This is a genomic window from Tenacibaculum sp. 1B UA (assembly GCF_033978845.1).
Classification (GTDB): Bacteria; Bacteroidota; Bacteroidia; order Flavobacteriales; family Flavobacteriaceae; genus Polaribacter.
In genome coordinates, this window is record NZ_JAKVUA010000002.1 from 24,438 (window position 1) to 48,088 (window position 23,651).

Annotated in this window: 25 protein-coding genes; 11 read left to right on the forward strand and 14 right to left on the reverse strand. The window is 32.0% G+C overall.

Features of this window, described 5'->3' with window-relative positions:
- Nucleotides 1-16: 16 nt before the first annotated feature.
- From proC to argH, 6 genes are all read left to right on the forward strand, one after another.
- Entirely contained in the window at nucleotides 17-826 is an 810-nt protein-coding gene (proC, locus tag MK851_RS03075) for a pyrroline-5-carboxylate reductase (RefSeq protein ID WP_320241321.1), read from the forward strand.
- A complete protein-coding gene (locus MK851_RS03080) occupies nucleotides 813-1,940 on the forward strand; it encodes an aspartate aminotransferase family protein (RefSeq protein ID WP_320241323.1) in 1,128 nt (375 codons plus the stop codon). Before proC ends, MK851_RS03080 begins: the two co-directional genes overlap by 14 nt.
- Entirely contained in the window at nucleotides 1,937-2,875 is a 939-nt protein-coding gene (locus MK851_RS03085) for an acetylornithine carbamoyltransferase (RefSeq protein ID WP_320241325.1), read from the forward strand. The genes MK851_RS03080 and MK851_RS03085 overlap by 4 nt, the downstream gene beginning before the upstream one ends.
- A gap of 462 nt (nucleotides 2,876-3,337) precedes the next feature.
- Nucleotides 3,338-4,117 (forward strand): acetylglutamate kinase, encoded by a 780-nt coding sequence (gene argB / locus MK851_RS03090; protein ID WP_320241327.1) that lies wholly within the window; start codon nucleotides 3,338-3,340, stop codon nucleotides 4,115-4,117.
- On the forward strand, nucleotides 4,114-5,187 hold the full coding sequence (locus MK851_RS03095; RefSeq protein WP_320241330.1) for a M20 family metallo-hydrolase: 1,074 nt from the start codon (nucleotides 4,114-4,116) through the stop codon (nucleotides 5,185-5,187). Before argB ends, MK851_RS03095 begins: the two co-directional genes overlap by 4 nt.
- A gap of 432 nt (nucleotides 5,188-5,619) precedes the next feature.
- Complete coding sequence (gene argH / locus MK851_RS03100) at nucleotides 5,620-6,891, forward strand: argininosuccinate lyase (RefSeq protein WP_320241332.1); 1,272 nt, start codon at nucleotides 5,620-5,622, stop codon at nucleotides 6,889-6,891.
- A gap of 589 nt (nucleotides 6,892-7,480) precedes the next feature.
- Here argH and MK851_RS03105 read toward each other — a convergent pair.
- Nucleotides 7,481-9,154, reverse strand: coding sequence for a hypothetical protein (locus MK851_RS03105; protein WP_320241334.1), 1,674 nt, complete (start codon nucleotides 9,152-9,154; stop codon nucleotides 7,481-7,483).
- Between the two features lie 271 nt (nucleotides 9,155-9,425).
- On the opposite strand from MK851_RS03105, the gene MK851_RS03110 reads away from it, so the two are divergent.
- From MK851_RS03110 to MK851_RS03120, 3 genes are all read left to right on the forward strand, one after another.
- Nucleotides 9,426-11,450: a PHP domain-containing protein gene (locus MK851_RS03110; protein ID WP_320241337.1), complete on the forward strand. Its 2,025-nt coding sequence runs from the start codon at nucleotides 9,426-9,428 to the stop codon at nucleotides 11,448-11,450.
- Nucleotides 11,431-11,745, forward strand: a complete 315-nt coding sequence (locus tag MK851_RS03115; RefSeq protein WP_320241340.1) for a hypothetical protein — start codon at nucleotides 11,431-11,433, stop codon at nucleotides 11,743-11,745. Before MK851_RS03110 ends, MK851_RS03115 begins: the two co-directional genes overlap by 20 nt.
- A 400-nt stretch (nucleotides 11,746-12,145) precedes the next feature.
- Nucleotides 12,146-12,847, forward strand: coding sequence for a DNA-binding domain-containing protein (locus MK851_RS03120; protein WP_320241343.1), 702 nt, complete (start codon nucleotides 12,146-12,148; stop codon nucleotides 12,845-12,847).
- 753 nt (nucleotides 12,848-13,600) lie between these two features.
- Here MK851_RS03120 and MK851_RS03125 read toward each other — a convergent pair.
- The 12 genes from MK851_RS03125 to MK851_RS03180 all read right to left on the reverse strand — a co-directional run bounded on the left by MK851_RS03125 (nucleotide 13,601) and on the right by MK851_RS03180 (nucleotide 21,407).
- Complete coding sequence (locus MK851_RS03125) at nucleotides 13,601-14,029, reverse strand: hypothetical protein (RefSeq protein ID WP_303507254.1); 429 nt, start codon at nucleotides 14,027-14,029, stop codon at nucleotides 13,601-13,603.
- A gap of 121 nt (nucleotides 14,030-14,150) precedes the next feature.
- Entirely contained in the window at nucleotides 14,151-14,498 is a 348-nt protein-coding gene (locus MK851_RS03130; RefSeq protein ID WP_320241346.1) for a hypothetical protein, read from the reverse strand.
- 29 nt (nucleotides 14,499-14,527) lie between these two features.
- A complete protein-coding gene (locus MK851_RS03135) occupies nucleotides 14,528-14,911 on the reverse strand; it encodes a hypothetical protein (RefSeq protein WP_303507258.1) in 384 nt (127 codons plus the stop codon).
- 1 nt (nucleotide 14,912) lies between these two features.
- On the reverse strand, nucleotides 14,913-15,245 hold the full coding sequence (locus tag MK851_RS03140) for a hypothetical protein (RefSeq protein ID WP_320241349.1): 333 nt from the start codon (nucleotides 15,243-15,245) through the stop codon (nucleotides 14,913-14,915).
- 29 nt (nucleotides 15,246-15,274) lie between these two features.
- Complete coding sequence (locus MK851_RS03145) at nucleotides 15,275-15,685, reverse strand: hypothetical protein (protein ID WP_320241351.1); 411 nt, start codon at nucleotides 15,683-15,685, stop codon at nucleotides 15,275-15,277.
- Between the two features lie 18 nt (nucleotides 15,686-15,703).
- Nucleotides 15,704-15,997: a hypothetical protein gene (locus MK851_RS03150; protein WP_320241353.1), complete on the reverse strand. Its 294-nt coding sequence runs from the start codon at nucleotides 15,995-15,997 to the stop codon at nucleotides 15,704-15,706.
- Nucleotides 15,998-16,061: 64 nt separating this feature from the next.
- The gene (locus MK851_RS03155; protein ID WP_320241355.1) at nucleotides 16,062-16,421 is read right to left on the reverse strand and encodes a hypothetical protein; all 360 of its coding nucleotides are present in this window, start codon (nucleotides 16,419-16,421) and stop codon (nucleotides 16,062-16,064) included.
- Nucleotides 16,418-17,692 carry a hypothetical protein gene (locus MK851_RS03160; protein ID WP_320241357.1) on the reverse strand — a complete coding sequence of 425 codons (1,275 nt, stop codon included), beginning with the start codon at nucleotides 17,690-17,692 and terminating at the stop codon, nucleotides 16,418-16,420. The genes MK851_RS03155 and MK851_RS03160 overlap by 4 nt, the downstream gene beginning before the upstream one ends.
- 1 nt (nucleotide 17,693) lies before the next feature.
- Nucleotides 17,694-18,182, reverse strand: coding sequence for a type VI secretion system tube protein TssD (gene tssD, locus MK851_RS03165; protein WP_320241359.1), 489 nt, complete (start codon nucleotides 18,180-18,182; stop codon nucleotides 17,694-17,696).
- 536 nt (nucleotides 18,183-18,718) lie between these two features.
- On the reverse strand, nucleotides 18,719-19,384 hold the full coding sequence (locus MK851_RS03170) for a response regulator (RefSeq protein ID WP_320241361.1): 666 nt from the start codon (nucleotides 19,382-19,384) through the stop codon (nucleotides 18,719-18,721).
- A gap of 2 nt (nucleotides 19,385-19,386) precedes the next feature.
- Nucleotides 19,387-21,201, reverse strand: a complete 1,815-nt coding sequence (locus tag MK851_RS03175) for a tetratricopeptide repeat protein (RefSeq protein ID WP_320241363.1) — start codon at nucleotides 21,199-21,201, stop codon at nucleotides 19,387-19,389.
- A gap of 41 nt (nucleotides 21,202-21,242) precedes the next feature.
- On the reverse strand, nucleotides 21,243-21,407 hold the full coding sequence (locus tag MK851_RS03180) for a hypothetical protein (protein WP_320241366.1): 165 nt from the start codon (nucleotides 21,405-21,407) through the stop codon (nucleotides 21,243-21,245).
- Nucleotides 21,408-21,939: 532 nt separating this feature from the next.
- Between MK851_RS03180 and MK851_RS03185 the strand changes: the two genes are divergently transcribed.
- On the forward strand, nucleotides 21,940-22,488 hold the full coding sequence (locus MK851_RS03185; RefSeq protein WP_320241368.1) for a hypothetical protein: 549 nt from the start codon (nucleotides 21,940-21,942) through the stop codon (nucleotides 22,486-22,488).
- Between the two features lie 54 nt (nucleotides 22,489-22,542).
- Here the strand turns inward: MK851_RS03185 and aqpZ are convergent, their stop codons facing one another.
- Nucleotides 22,543-23,229 carry an aquaporin Z gene (aqpZ, locus tag MK851_RS03190; protein WP_320241370.1) on the reverse strand — a complete coding sequence of 229 codons (687 nt, stop codon included), beginning with the start codon at nucleotides 23,227-23,229 and terminating at the stop codon, nucleotides 22,543-22,545.
- A gap of 133 nt (nucleotides 23,230-23,362) precedes the next feature.
- Here aqpZ and MK851_RS03195 point away from each other — a divergent pair, with 133 nt between their 5' ends.
- Nucleotides 23,363-23,566 carry a membrane or secreted protein gene (locus MK851_RS03195; protein WP_115901089.1) on the forward strand — a complete coding sequence of 68 codons (204 nt, stop codon included), beginning with the start codon at nucleotides 23,363-23,365 and terminating at the stop codon, nucleotides 23,564-23,566.
- Nucleotides 23,567-23,651 lie beyond the last annotated feature (85 nt).

The following is a 23,651-nucleotide window of genomic DNA, read 5'->3' on the forward strand; positions in this document are numbered from 1 at the left end:
ATCTAAACTTTCTCAAATGAAAATAGCAATTATAGGAACAGGTAACTTAGGAAAATCAATCGCTAAAGGATTGATACAAAACAATTCGTTTTCTCAACTTTTCTTAACCAAAAGAAATACAGATGAACTCAATGAATTTAAAGAAGTTCCCAATGTTTTTATTAGTTCTAATAACAAGGAAGCAATCACAGCGTCTGATGTGCTAATTTTTGCAGTACAACCAACACATTTTGAAAGTGTTTTAAAAGAAATTATTCCATTATTATCCGATAATCATATAGTGATTTCTACAGTTGCTGGTTTTTCTATTGAAAAAATGGAAGCGCTTATTGGTTCAGATACTACTATTATCAGAGCCATGCCTAACACTGCTATTGCCGTTGGAAAATCGATGACTTGTCTTAGTGGTAATACTCAAAAGGTGGAAGATTTGGAAATAGCTACAACTATTTTCAATCAACTAGGAACTTCTATGATTATTCCTGAAGATCAAATGCAAGCAGCCACCGTAATATGTGCTAGTGGAATTGCTTTTTGGATGCGCTTAATACGGGCAACTACACAAGCTGCTATTCAATTAGGTTTCGATGCAAAAGAAGCACAAGAACTCGCTATGCATACTAGTGAAGGTGCTGCCAACCTACTCATAGCTACAGGAAATCATCCTGAAGAAGAAATCGATAAAGTTACTACTCCAAAAGGCTGTACCATTGAAGGTTTGAATGAAATGGAACACAAAGGATTAAGTGCAGCATTGATACAAGGAATGGTAGCCTCTTTTAACAAAATTAACACCATAAAAAAGAAAACTAATGAGTTTATTTAACGTATATCCTCTATTTGATATAACCCCAGTAACCGCCAACGATGTATATGTATACGACGATAAAGGCACAGAATATTTAGATTTATATGGCGGACATGCCGTAATTTCTATCGGGCACTCACACCCTGCCTATGTTAAAAATATTAGTGAACAAGTAAGCAAACTAGGCTTTTATAGCAACGCGATTCAAAATCCGTTACAAGTGGAGTTAGCTTCACAACTAGAAAACATATCGGGGTGTAACGATTATCAACTATTTTCATGCAATTCGGGAGCAGAAGCCAATGAAAATGCTTTAAAACTAGCCTCTTTTCATACGAGTAAACAAAAGGTAATTGCTTTTAAAAATTCATTTCACGGACGTACTTCTGCTGCGGTAGCTGCAACCGACAATCCTAAGATTATAGCGCCTATCAATGCGCAGCAAGAAGTTATCTTTTTAGAGTTTGAAGATTTAGCAGGTGTTGAAAAAGCCTTACAAAACAATGATGTTTGTGCCATCATTATTGAAACCATTCAAGGTATTGGTGGATTAGACGAAGCATCAACTACTTTTTACCAAGGGTTAGAAAAACTATGCAAGCAATACAACACCTTACTTATTGCTGATGAAATTCAGTGCGGATTTGGTAGAACGGGTGATTTCTTTGCTTTTCAAAAACACGGCATTACTCCGCATATCATTTCTATGGCAAAAGGAATGGGGAACGGATTTCCTGTAGGTGGAATTTTAATTCATCCAAGCATTCAAGCTTCTTATGGTTTGTTAGGAACTACCTTTGGCGGTAATCACTTAGCTTGTGCCGCTTCCTTAGCTGTTCTTGAAACCATTAAAAAAGAGCAGTTGATGGAAAATGCACAGCAAATTGCTGCGTATTTTATGGAACAAGCAGCTTCTATTCCACAGATAACAATTGTAAAAGGAAGAGGTCTCATGTTAGGATTGGAATTCGATTTTCCTATTGCTGAGCTAAGAAAGAACCTAATATTCAAACATCACATTTTTACAGGAAGCGCTAAGAACCCGAACTTATTAAGAATTCTTCCGCCACTAACCATTCAAAATCAACATATCGATATGCTTTTTGAGTCTTTAAAAAAGGAATTGTCATGAAAAAATATACCAGCATAAACGATATTGAAAACCTTTCAGAAACTATTCAAAAGGCAATTCAATTAAAAGAAAACCCCTTTCAGTTTGCTGATTTAGGGCAACATAAAACCTTAGTTATGCTGTTCTTTAATGCTAGTTTACGTACAAGGTTAAGTACCGAAAAAGCGGCTAAAAACTTAGGTATGGAAGTAAGTGTGTTAAATATTACCAATGCCTGGAATATGGATTTTGAAGACGGTACTGTGATGAATTTAAGTACTTCAGAACATATTAAAGAGGCTGCCATGGTAATTTCTCAGTATGCTGATATCATTGCAGTAAGAGCTTTTCCTACGTTGAAAGACAAAGAAAAAGATACCTCTGAAGTTGTACTCAACAGTTTTATAAAATACGCTACGGTGCCTGTTATCAATATGGAAAGCGCTACTGATCATCCGTTGCAAGCCTTGGCAGATGCGATTACTATTACAGAAACTAAAAAAGTTGACAAACCTAAAGTTGTGTTGTCTTGGGCTCCACACCCCAAAGCGTTACCACATTCGGTTGCCAATGCTTTTGTTCACTTGATGCATAACATGGATGTAGAATTTGTTATAACGCATCCCGAAGGGTACGAGTTAGATGCTGAAATTACAAAAGAGTTTCCTGTAGAGTACAATCAAGAAAAAGCTTTTGAAAATGCCGATTTTATCTATGCCAAAAACTGGAGTTCTTTTACTAAGTATGGTAACATACTAAATGAAGACCCCAACTGGATGATTACTCAGGAAAAAATAGGCGCTGCTAAATTTATGCACTGCTTACCTATTAGAAGAAATGTAGTAGCAGAAGACGCTGTTTTAGATGGTGACAATTCCCTTGTTATTGAACAAGCCAACAACAGAACCTATGCTGCGCAAATAGTATTAAAAGAGATTTTAAATCATTTAAGTTGAATTTAAATTTTGACTTGTCAGTTCGAGTGCCAATCGCAGGAAGATGTATCGAGAGCTACTTGAAAACGTCTCGATACAATTTTTCTTCCTTTCAGTACAAAAAATCACTCGACGTGACATTAAATTAAAAGATAATTAAAATATGAAAACTGTCTGTATAAAGAAATAACGAGTGAAAAAGCGAAAGTGCTAAGCGTAGCTTTAAGCATGAAGCTTTGAAAGTGAGTGATGCGTAGCAATTTCCTCTTTACAGACTTGATTTTTTGGTTCGTTTTTTATCAAAAAAAAATGAACAGATTATTAATATGAATAACAATAATTGAAAAGATGGTAAAAGGTAAACTTAATTAAGATAACCACGTCGTTCATTTAGACTTCGCTCAATGACTTCCTCGTTATGACGTCATTGAGAGTTAAGCGTGGCAATCTCTTTGTAAATACCGATTACTAAAAACTTAAAAAATGAAAACCATAAAGATTGTTAAAATAGGCGGAAACATCATTAATGATGAGACAGCCCTACATAGCTTCTTAGCTGATTTCGCTCAGTTAAAAGGTCCGAAAGTGTTAGTTCATGGTGGAGGTAAACTAGCTTCTGAATTGGCTAAACAATTGAATATTCCTGTAACGATGATTGATGGCAGACGTGTAACCGATACGCAAACTTTAGATTTAATTACTATGGTATATGCAGGTAAAATCAACAAGCACATTGTTGCGCAATTACAAGGATACAATGCAAATGCTGTGGGGTTTACAGGAGCTGACGGAAACACCATTGTATCAACCAAACGTTCTGTTGAACCTATAGATTACGGATTTGCAGGCGACGTTGTTACCGTAAATCCGCAAGTACTAACAATATTAATTAATAACGAAGTAACGCCTGTGTTTTGTGCAATTACGCATGATGCTAACGGACAATTACTCAATACCAACGCCGATACTATTGCTGCTGAATTGGCTATAGGGTTAGCTACCGATTTTAATACAGAATTGTACTACTGTTTTGAAAAACCAGGAGTATTAAGTGATGTTGCTGATGATACTTCTGTTATTGAACAAATCACGTTAGAAACCTATGTTCAACTGAAAACTGATGGAGTCATTTTTGAAGGAATGCTTCCTAAGTTAGACAATTGCTTTCATGCCCTGAAAAACAACGTTCAAAAAGTACACATAGGCGATACAGCTATGCTATTTAACTCAAAAAACAAACACTCCTCATTACAACTATCATGATACAAAGACTCACTACAAAAGCCATCAGTTTGTTAAAAAACCTAATAGAAACCCCTTCTTTTTCTTCGGAAGAAGATGCTACTGCCCTACTATTAGAAAACTGGTTTCAAGAATTTGATATTCCGTATACCAGAACACAGAACAATGTATGGTCGGTAAACAAATATTTTAATGCTAACAAACCTACATTGTTGCTAAACTCACATCACGACACCGTAAAACCTAATAACGGCTATACCAAAGATCCGTTTAAAGCTATTGTGGAAGAAGGAAAACTCTACGGATTGGGAAGTAACGATGCGGGAGGCTGTTTAGTTTCGTTATTGGCGACCTACACCCACTTCTACCAAAAAGAAAACTTAGCGTATAATTTGGTATTTGCAGGAACTGCCGAAGAAGAAAGTAGCGGTTCTAACGGATTAAACGGATTACTAAAAACCTTACCTAAAATTGATGTAGCCATCGTAGGAGAACCTACTTTAATGAATTTAGCCATAGCTGAAAAAGGCTTAGTAGTTTTTGGTGCTGAGGTAAAAGGAACCCCAAGTCATGCAGCACATCCAAATCATGATAATGCTATTTATAACACTATTGAAGTATTACAATGGTTTAAAGATATTACGTTTGAAAAAACCTCGGAAACCTTGGGAGACGTAAAACTTACGGTAACACAAATCAATGCAGGGAAACAACACAATGCTGTTCCTTCTGAAGTAAAATTAGTGGTCGATGTTCGTGTAAACGATCAATATACCAATCAGGAAATTAGTGATTTTTTACAAGAACACGCACCTTGTAAGATACAACCACGTAGCTTGAATTTGAATTCATCTTCTATTCCAAAAGAGCATCCTTTGGTACAAGCAGGTATTGCTTTAGGAAGAAAAACCTATGGTTCTCCTACCCTATCTGACCAAGCTGTGTTGAGTTGTCCGTCGTTAAAATTAGGACCTGGTGATAGTACCCGTTCACACACCGCTGATGAATTTATTTACCTTCAGGAGATTGAGGAAGGGATTGAGTTATATATTCAATTATTAGAGAAAGTATTAAAAGGAGTCAAGAATTAGCTACTGTACACATGTCAGTTCGAGTGATTTTTATTGAGTGATAGCGAAGTAAAAATTGTATCGAGAACTATTCGAAAACTTCTCGATACAAAATTATTTTTATTTCATTTCAATAATTTTACTCGAAGTGACACTGGATGATAAAAAGAACATAGAAAAAGAGAATAGAACAAAGACCTATAAACAAATCTTTGCTCTAACAGCGAAGCGTTCTATTCTCTTGGCTCTAAAAAACAATCGTCATTCCGAACGATAGAGAGAAACCGTAAGGTTCAGCGTAGCTAAATCTCATTAAAAAGAGTAACTCATAAGTTTGAGACCTCTCACATACGTTCGAGGTGACAAACAAACAATGAGAATTTTGTTTGTTATAGTGTTTAACACTCAATACTAACTTCTCAATACTCAGTACTAATTAAAAAACATATAAACATGAAACTTTGGGACAAAGGATTATCCATAGATAAAAAAATAGAACATTTCACCGTTGGAAACGACAGAGAAATAGATATACATATTGCACCGTATGATTTACAAGCATCGTTAGCGCATGCAAAAATGCTGGCTTCCATTGGTATTATTACTTCGGAAGAATTAGCACAAGTAACTGCTGGAATTACTACGCTACAACAACAAGTGGCAGAAGGTACTTTTATAATTGATGCTCAATTTGAAGACGTACATTCTAAAATTGAATTCGAATTAACCAACATGTGCAGTGAAGTTGGTAAGAAAATTCACACAGCACGTTCCAGAAACGATCAGGTGTTAGTGGCGTTGCATTTGTATTATAAAGATAATTTACAGTTGATTTCTGATAAAACGAAAACACTTTTCAATACGTTATTACAGTTAGCAGAAGAACATAAAACCAAGTTATTACCTGGGTACACCCACTTACAAGTGGCAATGCCTTCTTCTTTCGGGTTATGGTTTTCTGCGTATGCTGAATTGCTAATTGACGATTTGTACATGGTGGATGCAGCGCTAAAAACGGTAGATCAAAATCCGTTAGGTTCTGCCGCTGGGTATGGTAGCTCGTTCCCTATTGATAGAGAATTGACCACAAAAGAACTAGGGTTTGAAACCTTAAAATACAATGTGGTCGCAGCACAAATGAGCAGAGGAAAAAGCGAACGTACACTTACGATGGCATTGGGAAGTGTGAGTAACACCATAGCTCGTTTTGCGATGGATATTTGCCTGTATATGAGTCAGAATTTTGACTTTATTTCTTTTCCCGATGAATTAACTACAGGTAGTAGTATTATGCCTCATAAAAAGAATCCTGATGTGTTTGAACTCATTAGAGGGAAGTGTAATAAGATTCAAGCGCTGTATACAGAAACCTTATTAATAACTAACAATTTACCGAGTGGTTATCATAGAGATTATCAGTTATTAAAAGAAAATATCATCAATGCCTTTGAAGAGTTAAAAGATGTGCTAGATATTTTTGATTATGCTATTCAGCAAGTTATTGTAAAAGATATTAACCTACAGGATGAAAAGTATAAATACTTATTTACGGTAGATAACATGAATACTTTGGTAGAAAACGGTATGAGTTTTAGAGAAGCTTACCAAAAAATCGGTGGCGAAGTTGTCGACGGTACATATACTCCTGATACTTCTAAAAAACATACACATGTGGGTAGTATTGATAATTTGTGTTTGGATAAAATCCGTGAGAAGCTTGGTTAGTGGTAGATACTAAAAAAAGTCGTCATTCCGAACGGTAGAGAGAAACCGTAAGGTTCAGCGTAGCTAAATCTCAACAAAATGAGTAACAAACATGCTTAAGATTATTGTTGATATTCTTTTTCTTGATAAAAAGAAACAAAAATCAAGACTTACAATTAAATCGTGAGAAAATACTACGACATCTTCCACTGATAAAAAGAACTCGCTATCGCTCAAACAGCTTTTTATCTTACATCCACCGCTGCTGTCTTGATTTTCAAAGATTTTCTTGTAGGTCATAAAGCAGAGTGTTATTACGAGGTAAATAGAAACATCCACATGGTTATATTATAATCATAAAAAGTCTATATTCTATCAGCGAAGCGGTCTTGTTTCTTGATTCTAAAAACAATCGTCATTCCGAACGGTAGAGAGAAACCGTAAGGTTCAGCGTAGCTAAATCTTATTAAAAGGAGTAACTCATAATCTTGAGACCTCTCACATAAGTTCGAGGTGACACGATGAAATTAGAATTTTGTTAGATTTTAATAGAACTCATAAAACTGTTATATAAAAAGAGGTTATTCTTAACAAATAACCTCTTTTTACTTTATTTCTTTACTGTTCTTGAGCCTATGGAAAACTTATATCCAAATTGAAATTGGTAAAAAGCCTCATCACTTTCGCTTCCTTTGTAATTATAGGTTACTAACCTTGCAAAAATAGCTTGATTGGGGTTTTTGTTGGGGTGATAAAACACCTCTGCTTGATTCTTTACTACAGGTACTTTAAAGTCTAAATCTATGGCACTAGACCCGTTATAGCTTTTATAATCAAACCAGTGAAGTCCTAATTTATAATTGAATCCGAAGTTGTTAAATCGTTTTGATGATAAGCTTATTCCTCCTCCATAACTCAAGGCTTTTAGGTTTTCCACCCCTTGGGTATCGTTTTGAACTCTTGTTAAATTATAGTCTATCGTACCAAAAAAGTTCATTTTCATAGGGTAGTTTTTTTGATATATTTCTAAAAGGTTTACTTCTCCACCTACGGTTAAAAAGCGTTTTTCTACCAAATCTAACGTATTCCCTATTACACCACTTGTTGCAGCAACTAAGCCTTTGTCTTCTTCAAACTTAGCATAGTGTACATAAGGTGTTATCGACTTTAAAAATTCGTATTGCATTGAAGAACTAAAGATTTGCCTTGAAAAAGGAAATACATAAAACTTTGCACTTCCTTCTAACTGCACCAATCCGTTGTCAGACTCTCCAAAGAGTGCTAAAAAATCAGTATAGGCACGTAGTTCTACTATTTTATCTAAGTAAGTATCTTGTTTTATTTGATAAGTTGCTGGGGCTGTTAAGTTGGTTTTGTTTCCGTCAATATCTTCTTTAGGCAGTTCCAACGTTAGGTCGTGTGGTACGTAGTTGTTTCCTATTTTATACTTATACATTAGTACATCACTTAAACGAATACGAAGGTTTTCAAACTCTTTTTCATCAACATTGGTTGTTGGTTGTTTTTGTGAGTAAAAAAGATAGTTTTTAGATGCCCAATACCCATATCGTAAAAAGCTTACCCCTACGTAGTTTTCAAACAACAGCATACTTCCTTTATATGCTACCAATACTTGAATATCTGCTAAGCTACCATCGCGGATTTCAATATCTATCTTTTTAAACGTATACTTTAATGTGTCTTGGCGTTCTTTATCATTATTATAAAAACAAAACTCTTGTCCTTCTTTAGGTATGGTAATATCTCCAAAATAGGCTTCTTGGTTTACTTGTTTTAATACCTGATTGAATACCTTTTTCTCTCTAGATGTTCTCTCTGCTCCGTTAATATCTTCACTAATTATTACATCTTCGTTAAAATAACTGTAGGTTACAGGTTCTTCTACCGTTTCTTCTTGCGCTGTATCTCTTGCTATGGTTTCTTGTGTAGGTGGCTCTTTATAAGGAAACCAACTAGCTATTGAATCGGCAGGAATGTTGGTACACACATTTTTATAGCTAGTAAATTTTGTGTATGTAAGATTTAGTGAATCTATATACGCTTTTCTGTCTTTAATTAAAGTACCAAGCTTGTCTAAGCTTTCTTGAGTAATCGACTTTTTGGTTTCGGCTATTTCTTGCTTCTTTTCTTCTAGTGTTTTGTTGTAGTTTTCGTAGGCACTACGTAACTTTTTTATTTCAAATTCACAGTTAATAGTTTGTGTTTGTCCGTTAACGCAAAGCACATAAAAAAAGAGTGCTAAGCAGGTGCTTAGGGTTTTCATAATGTTTAGTTAGTTTGGTTTGTTAGTTGTTGTTATACGCAGCTATACTCGTTTTATGTTGGTAGTACAACACGCTTTAAACTTTTGTATAACTGTGTGTTAACGTTTTAAAAGTAGTAAAATATCGTTAGTAATAACAACTGTTATATTATTAAATGGTAATTATATGTGTAATAGCAGGTGTTTTGCGGAAATCTGCAATTTAGGTTGCGGAAAACCGTAAGGATTAGTGAAATATACACTATAGTTTTACTGAAAATTTAAATTAGACATGAAAAAAATTGATCTTCATACACATACAATATCTACAATAAGTGATAGTGATTTCGAGTTTAGTCTAACCAAACTCAAAGAGTATGTAGAAAGATTAGAGATTGATGCATTAGCAATAACTAATCATAATATATTTAACTCCAAACAGTACTTTGAAATTCAAAATAATTTATCAATAGATGTTTTTCCTGGAATTGAGATAGACTTAGAGGGAGGTCATATACTTCTTATAACTGACTTTAATGATTTTGAAATATCTGATTTTGAACAGAAATGTAATCAGGTTTCCAACTTAATAAAATCAAATGACACTTACTTAACATTAGGACAGTTTAAAAATATTTTCCCTGATTTATCTAAATATATTCTTATTCCTCATGTTGATAAAAGACCAAATATAAAACAAGAAACAATTGATTCTTTACATCCCCATATAACCTCGGGAGAGGTGGCTAGTGTTTCAAAGTTTAAACGAGCTATTAAAGACAGTAATAATAAACTGGTTCCAGTTTTATTTAGTGATATAAGATTTAAAGAAGAATTAAAAAACTTTCCTTCACGACAAACTTATATAGACTTAAATGAAGTATCTCTTGCTGGTATTAAATCATGTCTATTTGACCAGAGCAAAATTTCCTTAACTAAGGAAAGTGGAAATGATTTTTTTCAAGCAACTGATGATGGACTTCTGTTATCAACTGGCTTAACAATTATACTTGGGGAGCGATCTTCTGGTAAATCTGTAACTCTTAATAAAATTGCGGCTTCATCTGGAAATGCAAAATATATAAAACAGTTTTCTCTTTTAAACAATGATGAAGAAAGGTTTAACGAAACAAACAAAGCTAGACTTAGCTTAGTACATAATAACTTTTTAGGTGAGTTTAGAAAAGTAGTAGAAAAAATAGTTCAAGTTGATCTAGAGCAAAATCATTTAAATATTGAAAACTATTTAGATTCACTTAAGAAATTTGCTTCTGAAAACGAAAAGAAGGATTTATTTTCTAAATGTATAATATTTAGTGAAAATCCTTTTGTTATTAATGATTTAACCAATTTAGATAAGGTTATAAAGTCTGTTGAAACTTTAATTAAAAATAAAGAGTATCAAAGCATTATTCAAAAACATTTAGAGGTTAAAAGTTTAAAGAGATTAGCTATTGATTTGAATGAAAAAGCTATTAATTCAAATATTGACAACAATCAAAAAAGTTGGATTAACTCATTGATGAGTGATATTACTCGTGAATTAAGAATCAAAACAACTGGATCTGTTATTGAAGATATCGACTTTTTTAAAATAGGTTTGGACGAAGTAAAAGTTCAGAAGTTTAATCAAGTTGTCTCTAAAATTAAAATTAGTCAACAAATACATAAAGAAGAATTAGGTAAGTTTTCTATTGCTACACATTCGAAAAAGATTGAAAGAGCCTCTGACCTACAAAAAATTGGTCGTGATAAAAAGACATATAGTACTGCTTATAAATATTACGATATTTCAGGTTATAAATATTTATTAAAACTTAAAGAGTTAGGTGTTGAAGATGCTAATTTGTATAAATTTTTTATAAAAATTGAATCTATTACATTAAACCAAGATGGGTTTGTAGTTTCCGGAGGTGAACGTTCAGAGTTTAACTTAATTCATGAAATCCAAGATGCTACAAAATATGACTTACTACTGATAGACGAACCAGAGTCCTCTTTTGATAATAATTTTTTAAACAAAGAAATTAACTCTATAATAAAGCATATTTCTACACTTATGCCTGTTGTAGTTGTTACTCATAACAATACTGTAGGAGCTTCTATTAAGCCTAATTATCTAGCAATTACTAAAAAAAGTGTTGAAAATGGAGCCTTCAAATACCGTATCTACACAGGCTACCCTTCAGATAAAGAATTATTAAGTTCAGACGGAAAGAAAATTAAAAACTATGAAGCAATACTTAACTGTTTAGAAGCTGGATTAGAAGCATATAACGAAAGAAAAAAACAAACATATGATATACTTAAAAATTGATAATAATAAAGGTTTTTATAGAACTGACGAAACTAGGGAAGAATGGATAGAACTAGATCAAATTAATAAAGATGATTTATTAAAGTTATTAAAATTAGCTACTACTAAGGAATTTAGTATGGAAGATTACAAAGATGAACTTCTTCAAAATCCTGCTCATAATATTATTTACAGAAATATTTATGGTAAATTCATAGAATTACTTGATAATAAAACTAGGTTTCAAGATAGTGTAAACTCTATGTACAAAACAGCCATTGATTTTTATACAAAAGAGTTAAGTGGAGATATCTAAGAAACCTCTGTTAATATATTAACTTGGAACTCCTCTATAAAGATTAATAAGGAAAACGCGGATTTCACATCCGTGTTTTCTATTTACATACTATCTAAAACGTTAAAAAATTCATAAAATCAGAGAGTTAAAACGAAAAACAACTACTTTAGTGTCAGCTATAAAAATTGTTTGTAAAAAGTAAATTGCTATCCCTTATTACTATTATATCACATTCAATTTTACAACATCTTTACGAAGTTAATGCTATATAGGTATGTTACTAACTACCTGTTTGGTGATGAATAACACCAAGGTTAGTAATTGTTTTGGCATGTATTGGTTATTGCTCCAATACCCCGACTGTTACTACCCCAAAAAGGATTCAAAAGGAAAAGTAAATAATTTAAAAATCAATATGATGAAGTACTATTTAATTGAAAACAAGTTAACCGATGAAACCAACTACTCAGCACGCATATTAACAGAGCGTACTATTAATCAAGACGAGTTGATTGATAAAATGTTGAGCAAACGTAACCTAGTAAGTAAAACCGATATTGTAGCGGTACTTAATTCTTACTATGAAGAGATTATCGAGTCGATAGAAGAAGGCGATAACATTAACCTACCCTTACTAAATATTGGCTACTCTATTTCTGGAGTTTTTGATACCGAGGAGGATGGTTTTAATCCTGAAACTCATAAACTACACGTTAACCTCAATAGCGGAAAGTTAATCAACGAAATTAAAGACGATATTCCGCTACAAAAAGTAACTGCTCCTATTACCAACACGGTTATTACTAATTTAAAAGATATTACCACAACAACTACGAATACCACCTTATCTGCCAACGGATTGTTTGAGTTGAACGGTTTGCGTTTAAAGGTTGCTGGTGACCTACCTGAAGTTGGTTTGTATTTTGTTGCCGAAGATGGTACCGAAACCAAAGTGTCTTATTTAGCACAAAACAGCTATAAGAAAATTATTGGTCAAGCTCCTGCACTTGCTGCGGGTAACTATCGTGTTCGAGTTAAAACACAGGCAACTTCTAAGTTAAATCGCTTTTTAAAAGACCTTAAGGTATCGGAATCTACATTTACCCTTACTGTATTGTAACACCCGACACTACTGTCCGTTGATATCAGACAGTAGTATCCTATGACTTCAGACACTACTGTCTGAAGGTTAAGACAAAACCTACATACCATAAAAAGTACGAGCAGATGCTCGTACTTTTTTGTATTTCGTATTTGTTATGGTTTTTAATGGGTATGAGGCGTTTGCTAGTAAAACTAACAAAATTCTCAATGTTTTATAGGGTGTTGTATCGCTCCTCGTTATGACGCCATCACAAACAGTATGAAGCAATCTTTATGTTTATCGAATAGTTCTCGATAACTCTGCTGAGCGTAGCTAAAGTACAATTTTCACTTCGTTATTACTCAATAAAAATCACTCGAACTGACAGTGATTGTAATAAAAAATAAGAGTACTACTTTTGAGTGAGATTTAGCTACGCTGAACCTTACGGTTTCTCACTATCGTTCGGAATGACGGTTTGCTGTTTGTTAACGTTATTGAGAGTGATAACCATAAAAAGGAGTTTTATATTCTTTTTCTTGATAAAAAGAAACAAAAATCAAGACGTACAATAAAATCGTAAGAAAATACTACGACACCTTCCACTGATAAAAAGAACTCGCTATCGCTCAAACAACTTTTTATCTTACATCCATCGCTGCTGTCTTGATTTTCAAAGATTTTCTTGAAGGTCATAAAACATATTAAGTGAGCTAATCTTTACGCTTGGAGTTCTAAACAAACAGATTACTTCGTCGTATCCTACTCATAATGAAGATAAAAAGATACTTATTTTAACTTATTTAAATATACTTTTGTACTTGGCATTTCAGTTACATTTATGGTGTCTGGAATATAACCTTCTGCCTGAAGTACTACCAAGTCTTCTCTAAACTCATATAGATTTACAGTTCCATCAATACTTGATATAATTGTATCTGTTGGTTCTCTTAAATTAATTACTTTAACGTTTTTTATAGGGGTTTCCGTAGTATTTAAGACTTGAATATTCCAAATCCCCATAAAATGCCTTCGTTGGTGATAATCTTCACTAGAATTCCATAAATATATAATTGTTATAAAGAATGTAAAAACTGATACAATAGTAAAAGAGAGATACATAAGTACTTTTAAATATAGCTTTTGTTTTCTAAATCGAGAACTTAGAATTAATATTAAAGAACCTAATGCAAATAGTATGAGAAAAATTTTTACCATCTTATATTTAATTTAATAAGTCAAAGTAGCCCCTAACTTTAGTCCTCTACAGGAAGTATTCCTTTTTTCTTTACAGGATAGTACCAAAGCCATGAAAAATATGAATAGAGGTTTTCTCATTTTATTCTTTCCTCTTCATAAATAAAGTATCTGATTGTTCACGTAAAAATAGTGTATATAGAGGTGGAGAGTTTCTACCTCTTAATAGGTAAATGGTATCTGTTTTAAATCCTTTTTTACTAAATATTAGTTTATCTGCATAAGTTTGTGAAAATCGCTTTAATTTAAAACACCCTAAACTATCTGTTGTTGAAAACACCTTATTAGGCTCAGAGTGTCCCTCAGTTATTACTACACCTTTGAGGGGAATTTCTTTGTTATAGACATACCCTTCAAAATACTCTTTTGTACCTTCAGTACAAGAAGTAAACAATGTAATTAATACAACTAATAATATCTTCTTTTTCATTTTAGTTACATGGCATGCATAGGACATACTTACTTTTCAATTGGCTTTAGGAAGATTGAGTCGAATCTTATAGTGTCTTTTGTAAAACCATACCTACCTCTTCTCTCAATACTTCTTTTTTCATATCCTTTTTTTATTAAGCGAAACTTAAAAAAGCCCATAGGAGCTTCACCTCCTATAGCCATTTTATCGTAGTAAGTTTTTATTCTTAAAAAGAAACTTCCGTTTACATCGCTACTGGTTTCAATAGAATAATCTTTTTTTGCTGAATCCCAAGTTACCACATCAACACTATCTATTTTTTGTAATGTTTCAGAGTTATATATATAACCTATAATAGGAGGTCTACTAACTCTTTTAACAAAACAGCTTGTTAATGTTACTATTATAAATATGAATACTACTTTTTTCATTTTATTCTTTTCTCTTCATAAATAAAGTATCTTTTCTATGAACGAATAACGATTTATCTCCTCTTCTATTCGCTGTATAAGGAGGAATAGTATCTGAGATATAGCCCTCTTTAACAAAAATTAATTCACTAATAAAGTTAGCTTTTCTATTTAGGTAAAAATAACCATCACTTTTAGAATAGGTATGTTGTGAATAAGATGAGCTTTCTATTATTTGTACGTTATTTATTAGCTCTTTGCTTTCATCAAATACATAACCGTGATAACAATCACATAGTTCTTGTTTGCAAGAAACTGTTAAAAGTAATAGTGCTATTAATAATACGTTTTTCATTTTAGTTACATGGCATGCATAGAACATACTTACTTTTCAAGTGATTTTAGGAAAATTGAATCCAATTTAACTATTGTGTCATTTCGTTTCCAGTGTTTTTCTATTTGTATAGTGTCTTTTTTACATCCTCTTTTTTCAAGTATTAAAAAACTCGTGTACCTCCCATCGAAAAGAGAAGATTCTTCTCTTCCATCTCCTGTATACAGTATATGATCTGAGTTTAATGAGAAAAAACCATCGTTGTTAGATAAAGTCTCCCTTTGTGAAACTACTTTTAAAGTACTTTTCTCTAATAAATTTATTGATAGCTTCACACTATCTATTGGCTTCTTAGATTTAGCATCATAAATATTTCCTTGAATAAAAGGTGATAAATAATATTTATGTTTTGAACAAGATACTATAAACAAAAGGATACATATATAAATTATTCTTCTCATTTTCATACCACATTAATGTTATTCTTTTAATTTTAGAAGAACTGTACCTAAATCAATTTCTTTCTCCTTTCTTATATCTACAAACTTGTATTCCGTTTCATATCCTTCCTCTTTAAATATAATAGCAAAATTACTGTCTCCTTTCATTTCCTTTCTTTGAATTTCAAATTCAAAATAACCATCCTTTGTTAACTTTAAATCTAGTATTTTTGAATAACTGGAACTCATTGGAGAGTGTACTATTTTTTGACCAACTTCAATTTTTTTTATTTTATAGTCATTACTTGTAGTAATATGTCCTTTAATCTTCACATTTACATGATTAGTACAACTAATCAAAAAAAATAGACTGATAATAGTAAATAACTTGTTCATTTTATTCATTCCTCTTCATAAATAAAGTATCTAAATTAATAGATGTATTATCGTATAAATTTACTGGTACTATTAACTTATTAAATCCTTCTTTTTTGAAGTATAAGAGGAAGTTTTTATCTGATCTTCTTTTTACTTTTCTAATCTTATAACTAAAAAAACCATTTTCATCAATAATTACGTTATCTAATTTTAGCTCTGTATAATTTATCGGAGAATTTTTAGCCATTTGACCTATTTCTATTTCTGATAATTTGGTTTCTTTTTCAGTTTGAATATACCCTACTATTTCACAATCTATTTTATGAGCACAACTGTATGATAAACTGATTACTAATATGTAATATATAATCTTTCTCATCTTATCTTTATTTTAGTTAACCACAAAATTCCTTTAACATCTTTTTCATCAGCTACTATTCTGTTTTTATAACCAGAATAATCATTATAATACTTCATTAAATCAATTTCTTTTCCAGATACAGGGGTATTCTCACCTTTAGATTCTTCCATATAGTCTATATTGATATATTTTTCTTTAAAAGATTCTTTTCCTACTGGTTTGGTATCTTGAGGTACATAATAAGAACTTCCTTTATGTTGCCATGAATATATGGTTCCACCATAAGCTTGCAAAATTTCATGACCTATTTCATGTGCTGAAGTGAATTTAAACTCTTCTTCTTCCTTATTTTCCTCCACAAAGCTCCACCCTCTTATTTTATAAAACCAATGATTTTCAGCATAGTCTTTCCAATAGTCTCTCTGAATATATCCTACATTAAAAGAAATCCTCTGTACAAGACCATCAGGTAATAACCCCATGAATTCATCATCAAAATTATTATCATCGTAACTACCTCCTGTATTTCCAGAACGAGACCAAGGATTATTTGTATTATAAATTAAAGGAACATCATTAAGACTTAACCTTGGGTTAGTCTCATTTATGGAGTTCACGTAAAGTTCATAAAATTCTCCATTTACATTTACACCTTTCCCTATGTTATTACTGTGCCTACTCCAATACTTATTAATCCCTTCTAAAGCCATTTTTTTCAGTTCTTCAAAGCTCTTTGTCCTATTCTTAATAGGAGACTTACCATAATAAGATAACGCTTCTTCTGGTATTTTATCCCACGGACATACTTTCATTGGAACTCTAAGTTTTGGGTCGGGGTCAATATCCTTTTCATAACACTCTATCCCTCTTGCTCCTCCATCTTTTAAGTTAACACGTAATGTAACATCTATTCTTTTAGAGTTTTTATCAATCTTTACATCTACCCATTTAACCTCATCGTAACGCATACTAAAATCTAACTTTTTTCTGCTGTAGTTATTTGAGTTATCTACGCCAATAGTATACAGGTTTAAATTTTCGTATTGTGTTAGTTTAGCTGTATCTAAAATTCCACCACTATCAAATCCATCCCATTTCCAAATGTGTTCTCCTTGTTTTAGTTTGTTGGCATCAGTTATTTTTTCTTCATAAATCACCGAGCTTCCATCTCTAATTTGTAGCGTTAGTTCTTTGGCGTTATTATCGGCTATTTGGTAAGTAAATTGTACAAAGCCTCTTTCGTTAGTTCCGCTGTAATCAGCTATTCCTAGGGGGACAAAACTTGGCATATTACGATAATTTTGGGGTTACATTAAAGTTTGTATCACCTCCTCCTGAAGCAGTATCTCCGCTATTAGTTACTTCGTTTTGGGCTCCTGAAAGTGTTTTTCTCCAATACGTAGAATATTCTTGCGAAGCGTTGGGTGTTTTTACCCCTGCACACGTAATAATTAATCGGTCTTTTATGGGCTGATCGTTTGTACTAGAAAAAATAGTTTCAAACTTTTTAAGGTAGCAATCAAAGAAAGTCATTGTTTTAGAGCCTCCTTTTAAATACGGGTAGTATATTTTTAACTCTAGTTGGTCTATAGCCGTTTCTTTACAAGCCCATTCTTCAAAATCGGTATTACTACCTGATTCTATTTCTATTTCTAGACCTGCAAAGTTAGCAGAGCTTGTGGGTTGGTCAGAAACGTTTATGTTTCTATTAAAACCAAAGTTATAGGTTAGTACTTCTACCTCTCTGTTGTTAAACAACAGTATCGTTCTATATTTCATAGCATCGTTTTTAAGTTATATTTTTTTCTTGTTGAAGTAATACTTAGCAATTTCAACGTATCAAACCTACAATTTTTCTATTTAAAAAACTAGCATATTTTTTATTAAATATCTTGGTACTAAGTAAATACGGAGCGTGTACTTTATTTGTACTTAGTAAGTACTTATACTGTTTTGTGTTTGACCTTAAACAAAAGACTACTTCGCTGTTAAAATGAGTTTAGAACTATTCAAATAGCCTTCATTAACTCTGCTAAACGTGGCCAAAGTACAATTTTAACTTCGCTATCACTCAATAAAATTCACTCGAACTGACAGTGATTATCATAAAGGAATAAGAGTAACATTTTTGAGATTCCTCACTATCGTTCGGAATGACTTCCTGCTATTAGCTTGTATCATTTCGACCAGAGGGAGAAACTGTAAGGTTCAGCGTAGCTAAATCTTAAGAATATTTGCTACTCCTTTGTATAAGATAACCACGTCGTTAACACTCCTCGTTATGACGTTGATTATTCTGTTTTTTTACATAATTTTTAAATAAGTCCGAAATCTTTGGTAATCGCAATAAGCTGTGTAGGATTATTGGCATTAAAATTTTCTTTTAATAGCTTTAAGCGTTTTTCTACCGAACTAACACTACTGGGTTTTATGTCTTTGTTTTTTAATGCTTCGCTAATTTCTTTTTGATCTAAGCCTTCTGCTAAATGTTCTAATAAAAACACGTCGTAATCTGTAATTTCAAAGGCTTCTTTATCACGTAGCGCATGTGCTAATTGTGGAGTGATAAAAAACTCACCATTAAATACACTTTGTACTGCTTTTTTTAGCTCTCTTTGTCCGTGGTTAGATTTCCATACATACGCATTTACCTCTAACTCATTACATAATTGCTGAATTCTATATGGTTTGTCTTCTACAGAAAATACTACTGTTTTTAAGGTTGGTTGTAGTTTTTTTGCTTCGGCTATGAGCTCTTCTCCTGATGCTAGTCGTTGCGGATGTATATTGTCTTTAAAGGATAAATCACTTACCAATAAATCAAACGGTTCATTGTCTAACCATGCTTTTTTTAGCTTTAAAAAAGCCTCGTCGCAATATTGTGCATATTCAACATTTGGAATTTGCATGTTTTCTAAGGCTACTTTTATTCCGCTTGACATAAAATCAGCATCTTCGGCTATCAATACTTTTTTGAACATAACTACTTTTTAAATTGAAACTTTGCTTGAAATCCTTTTTCTTGCTTTGATTCAAAAGTAATAAACCCTCCTACTGATTTAATACGGATTTCCATATTTTGCAAACCATTTTTTACAGAGAGGTTTTCTACACCAATTCCGTTGTCTTGATAGGCTACTGATAGTTTGTTTTTTTCGACTGAAAAAGTGATAAGTACCAACGTTGCTTTGCTGTATTTTTTCATGTTTACCAAGAGTTCCTGTAAGGCTCTATACACTACTATTTGTTTTTCTTTAGCTAACTGGTTTATGTTTACTTCTTGCAATCCTTTATGAATTACTTTACAACGATCGTTCGTAAAGTCTAAAAATAGTTGTTTTAAGAAATTCTCAAAGTGCTCTCCTGTGAGTACAGGACTGTTTTCGTGAGAAATATCTCTGGTTTGTGCATATATTTTCTCTACCCTCGTGAGCAATCTTTCATCTGTTATTGATGTATTTTGTAATGTATTCATTACCGCATATACATCGTTTGCCAATTCATCGTGTATTTTTTTAGCTAAGCGGGTTTCTGTTTTATAGACTTCTATAGCTTTTTCTTTTTTATTTTTTTCTCTTTTGTAAAAGAAATAGACTATTGAGGATAGAATGGTAAGAATAACTGCAAAAATCCAGAGTTGTTTTTGCGATTTTTGTTGTTCTAAACTAAGATTTGATTCAGCAAGATCGGCTCTAGCTTCAAGTTTTTGTTTTTTTTCTTCTTCATAGTTATATATATGTGCTATGAATTGGTTCTTTGATTTATTTTTTGCTTTCTGAATACTATCACTTAAATAAATTCTTTCCAAATATTTTTTTCTAGTCTTAACACTATTCTTCTCTAAACTAATTATTTTATCTAATGCTTCTACCATATCACTTGGTCTTTTTATACCCTTTGATAAAGTGTACATTCTATTAGCATAATTTCTGGCTTTTTCTTTATCCTTTTTTGTATAATAATCAGATAAAAAAGCATAATTAGTTATCAGCCCTAAACTATCTTTTATACTTTCTTTTAACTTTTGTGCTTTAAAAAAATTTCTAACATCTATTTTTTTTCTAGCTAAAAATCTTGTGTATGTTTCATTATCTATAATTTTAGCTCTCAGTTTTATAGGAATACTATCATAATAAGTATTTTTAAATGCTTTATCATAATAATCTAATGAAAGCTCATACTTCCCAACTGCTCTATAGTTATTTGCTATATTGTTAAAATATCTTATTTTTTTTACACTATCCTGTGTTAGCTTTATTGCTTTCTCATACCAGTAATTGGAATCAATATATTTTTTTTGTTCATTATAACTAATACCCAAACAGTTATATATAGAAGGCAATAAATTAGAATTTTGTGATTTCAAATACTTTAAAGCTTCTACAGATGAGGAGTCACTTTTGTAATGTAATTCCTTATAAGATTCTATTTTAGCAATACTAAATAATCTTTCCCCTATTTTTATACTATCATCTACTTTTAAATACTCTTCTAATGATTTTGAATAATAATAATAAGCACTATCATTTCTTTTCATTTTTTTATAATAAAATCCTTTCCTGTAGTATAAATTACCTAGGTGATCTTGTGCTAAATGCTTATTTCTATCAAAAAATTTATTTATATAATAAATAGCACTATCGTTTTGGTTAAGATTTGAATAATGAGTGCTCTTTTTTTTTATTTTTTCGTAACTGTTTTCTTCCAAAACTTTTTCAAGTTTTTGCTCTTTATTAATTTCACATGAAATACTTAATAAAACAATAAAAAAGAAGGATAAAACTTTAATCAATTTCATCCTTCTAAAATATAAAAAATATGCTAATGCAATATTTCTATTTAATCTTCTGGTTCAGGATCTGGATCCTGATCGTTTTCTCCCCCTGTATCACTTGTCTTTGTCTCTGTAGAGTCTGTTTGTGGTACTACTGTGGTTGAGCTTGTATTTATAGTATAGATTCCGTTTGTTACTAAAAATGTTATAATTAATAAAACCTTGTTCATTTTGTTACTTTTAAAAATTGATAATATTTATCCTGTCCAAGCACTTTGCTTAGCTACAGTTACACCATGTTGGGTGTAGAATTTTTAAAAGAGTCGCGCGCCTCTTTCGCGGGAAGTAGAGATGAACATCGGTATTATTAAGTAGCTTCCCCCCTAAGAAATTCTACCGATAGTTCATCTTTTAATTAGAACCAATCAATTTGTTTTCTTTTTAATTTCTCGATTGATTCTGGTACAAACATAGAGCTGATCTCTAGGAAGCTATAGAAAATAAATAGAAAAGAATTGGAAAAGATTTTTCCAATTTTACGGGTTTCCTTTTCCATACTTTTTCTATAATTTTTAACTTTGGAAAAACCAATAAAACATAGTGATGCTTAAAGAATTACTTAGACTTCTTTATATAAAACTTGAAAGTGAAAGTGAAAATGATAGGAAAAACAAGACTGGAAATTTTGATTTTTTCGAAGAGCAAATATTAACTCAAAAGCGTTTTGACAAGTACAAGGATTACATGGTTAAATCCAAAACAATGAAGAATTATTATGAAAAGCATGTAGAAGGAAGAATAAATAGTTCTAAAGAACCAACGCTACAATTAAAAAACTTAATAGCTGAGTACTTAGGATTCGATGATTATCTCGATTTTGAGTCTAAAAATCCAAGAAATGGTAATTTTTCAAAAGAAACTAGCAAACCAATAAACAAAAAACATATTTACATTATTACTAGTTCTATAATAGTTCTTCTTTTAGTTCTCTCCCTCTCTTACAAAAATGCACTTTTTATGGATTATAACTGTATCGTTTGGGAAAAAGACCACTATACAAAAGCCCCTTGTTATTATCTTAATTCAATAGATAATACAACTTACCATATAGATATTGACCACTTTAAAAAGGTAACACTTAGCAAAGGAATGGAGTTTTTCACTGATGGTAAGGAGAATTTTTGGTATGGAAGTAATACAAAAGGAGAAAGAGAGTTTTTTACAGCTAGAGGCGTACATCCTGAAACTCTAAAGGAGTTAGACCCTATAACCAGAACTATTCTGAAAGATGAAGGCTTGTTAAATGAATAAAAAAACGCCGTTAATAATTAAATTAACGGCGTTTTTATTTATATATCACTTACACTACTCTTTATCTAATAAAGTTTTATAAATTAAGCCTCCTACAACTGCTCCTGCAATTGGTGCAACCCAAAACAACCATACTTGTGACAAATAACCTCCACCAGTAAATAATGCTTGACTTATAGAACGTGCTGGATTCACAGAAGTGTTTGTAATAGGAATACTTATTAAATGAATTAAAGTTAATCCTAAACCAATAGCAATTGGAGCAAAACCTTTAGGTGCATTTTTATGAATGCTTCCTAAAATTATTAGCAAGAAAAACATGGTTAATAAAAACTCCGCTATAAAAGCTGCCGTTAAGTTATACCCTCCAGGAGACAACTCTCCATAACCATTCGCGGCAAAACCACCTAATGATTCAAACCCGCTATTATTTGTTACGATTATGTACAAACAAGTAGCTGCTAAAACAGCACCAACTAATTGAGAAATAATGTAAGGAAATACCTCTTTTGTTGTATGATTTCCTCCTACCCATAAACCTATAGTAACGGCAGGATTAAAATGACCTCCAGAAATATGTCCAACAGCATATGCCATTGTTAACACTGTTAAACCAAAAGCCAATGCAACGCCTGCAAAACCAATTCCTAACTCTGGAAAACCTGCTGCAAAAATAGCACTACCACAACCTCCAAAAACTAACCAAAATGTCCCGAAAAACTCAGCAAAATATTTTTTCATATCTATGTCTTTAAATTAATTGATTATATAATTAAGACCCTCAAATACATAAAAGTCACAATCTTATAAATCTCTTTTTATTTTATATAGAAAAAAAGGAAGTTCGTATCTTTGCACTACAAAACAATACATCATGAAATTAATTTTTGTTACCATAGGATTATTAGCGTTAGCATTTGCTGGAATTGCCATTAAAATTTGGGCAAAAAAAGACGGAGAGTTTGCTGGTACTTGTGCTAGCCAAAACCCGATGTTAAACGAAAGTGGTGAAGCTTGTGGATTTTGTGGTAAAACCCCAGATCAGTTCGATACATGTAGTGAACCAGAACATAATTAAGCATAACACTTCTCAACTAACCTTTTGCTTTTTTTATGATATTTATTATCCTGTTCTACACTTTTGTAGTAGTTATGGCTGTGCA

Coding starts and splice junctions, on each gene's coding strand:
- proC (WP_320241321.1), top strand. CDS start 17: ATGAAAATAGCAATTATAGGAACAGGTAACTTAGGAAAATCAATCGCT.
- MK851_RS03080 (WP_320241323.1), top strand. CDS start 813: ATGAGTTTATTTAACGTATATCCTCTATTTGATATAACCCCAGTAACC.
- MK851_RS03085 (WP_320241325.1), top strand. CDS start 1,937: ATGAAAAAATATACCAGCATAAACGATATTGAAAACCTTTCAGAAACT.
- argB (WP_320241327.1), top strand. CDS start 3,338: ATGAAAACCATAAAGATTGTTAAAATAGGCGGAAACATCATTAATGAT.
- MK851_RS03095 (WP_320241330.1), top strand. CDS start 4,114: ATGATACAAAGACTCACTACAAAAGCCATCAGTTTGTTAAAAAACCTA.
- argH (WP_320241332.1), top strand. CDS start 5,620: ATGAAACTTTGGGACAAAGGATTATCCATAGATAAAAAAATAGAACAT.
- MK851_RS03105 (WP_320241334.1), bottom strand. CDS start 9,154: ATGAAAACCCTAAGCACCTGCTTAGCACTCTTTTTTTATGTGCTTTGC.
- MK851_RS03110 (WP_320241337.1), top strand. CDS start 9,426: ATGAAAAAAATTGATCTTCATACACATACAATATCTACAATAAGTGAT.
- MK851_RS03115 (WP_320241340.1), top strand. CDS start 11,431: ATGATATACTTAAAAATTGATAATAATAAAGGTTTTTATAGAACTGAC.
- MK851_RS03120 (WP_320241343.1), top strand. CDS start 12,146: ATGAAGTACTATTTAATTGAAAACAAGTTAACCGATGAAACCAACTAC.
- MK851_RS03125 (WP_303507254.1), bottom strand. CDS start 14,029: ATGGTAAAAATTTTTCTCATACTATTTGCATTAGGTTCTTTAATATTA.
- MK851_RS03130 (WP_320241346.1), bottom strand. CDS start 14,498: ATGAAAAAGAAGATATTATTAGTTGTATTAATTACATTGTTTACTTCT.
- MK851_RS03135 (WP_303507258.1), bottom strand. CDS start 14,911: ATGAAAAAAGTAGTATTCATATTTATAATAGTAACATTAACAAGCTGT.
- MK851_RS03140 (WP_320241349.1), bottom strand. CDS start 15,245: ATGAAAAACGTATTATTAATAGCACTATTACTTTTAACAGTTTCTTGC.
- MK851_RS03145 (WP_320241351.1), bottom strand. CDS start 15,685: ATGAGAAGAATAATTTATATATGTATCCTTTTGTTTATAGTATCTTGT.
- MK851_RS03155 (WP_320241355.1), bottom strand. CDS start 16,421: ATGAGAAAGATTATATATTACATATTAGTAATCAGTTTATCATACAGT.
- MK851_RS03160 (WP_320241357.1), bottom strand. CDS start 17,692: ATGCCAAGTTTTGTCCCCCTAGGAATAGCTGATTACAGCGGAACTAAC.
- tssD (WP_320241359.1), bottom strand. CDS start 18,182: ATGAAATATAGAACGATACTGTTGTTTAACAACAGAGAGGTAGAAGTA.
- MK851_RS03170 (WP_320241361.1), bottom strand. CDS start 19,384: ATGTTCAAAAAAGTATTGATAGCCGAAGATGCTGATTTTATGTCAAGC.
- MK851_RS03175 (WP_320241363.1), bottom strand. CDS start 21,201: ATGAAATTGATTAAAGTTTTATCCTTCTTTTTTATTGTTTTATTAAGT.
- MK851_RS03180 (WP_320241366.1), bottom strand. CDS start 21,407: ATGAACAAGGTTTTATTAATTATAACATTTTTAGTAACAAACGGAATC.
- MK851_RS03185 (WP_320241368.1), top strand. CDS start 21,940: ATGAAGAATTATTATGAAAAGCATGTAGAAGGAAGAATAAATAGTTCT.
- aqpZ (WP_320241370.1), bottom strand. CDS start 23,229: ATGAAAAAATATTTTGCTGAGTTTTTCGGGACATTTTGGTTAGTTTTT.
- MK851_RS03195 (WP_115901089.1), top strand. CDS start 23,363: ATGAAATTAATTTTTGTTACCATAGGATTATTAGCGTTAGCATTTGCT.